General features: G+C 36.7%; 1 protein-coding gene. It reads left to right on the forward strand.

Features of this window, described 5'->3' with window-relative positions; genetic code table 11:
• Positions 1 to 626: zinc ribbon domain-containing protein (locus HXW94_RS18860; RefSeq protein WP_178368424.1), on the forward strand; the 626-nt coding region annotated here is incomplete at both ends.

A 626-nucleotide genomic window follows, 5' to 3' on the forward strand; every position in this document is an offset into this window, starting at 1 on the left:
GCATCAAAAATTATAGGCGTTGATCTTGGAATCAAAAACCTATTAACAACACCAGTTCAATATTTTGGTCAGTTTTCAGAAAAGCTGAAAGATAAAATCAAACAGAACGATTTGAAACGACGTAGAAAACAAAAGTTGAACGCCTGTTTAAAGAAAAAAGGGTTGGTACCAGTTTCTCTCCACAATGAAAAACTCGATGGTTTTATTAAAAACGAAATCGGCCGTGCAATCAACCTGTTTATCAATTCGGTTACGGAAGATACAACAGTTGTTTTAGAGCGGTTATCCATATCCGATATGCGATTCAAATCCAGAAACATGAACCGGATTTTAAAAGCATCTAAAATTGGTTATGCTATGGACCGGTTAAAGCAGAAGCTTGATTTGAAGCATATCCGATACGCATCTGTACCGGCTGCTTATTCAAGTCAGCAATGTTCCTGTTGTGGTTATATAGACCGATCAAACCGACCGACACAAGAAAAATTCATATGCAAGTTTTGTGAATATACCGATAATGCGGATGTTAATGCCAGCAAAAACATAGCCAAACGTTTTGGAGATGTTGAGCTAAAGGACTTAACAGATTTTCGCGAAATGAAGCCGTTTTTGTTAGAAAGATTTTT

The organism is Desulfobacter latus (genome assembly GCF_013389365.1).
Lineage (GTDB): Bacteria > Desulfobacterota > Desulfobacteria > Desulfobacterales > Desulfobacteraceae > Desulfobacter > Desulfobacter latus.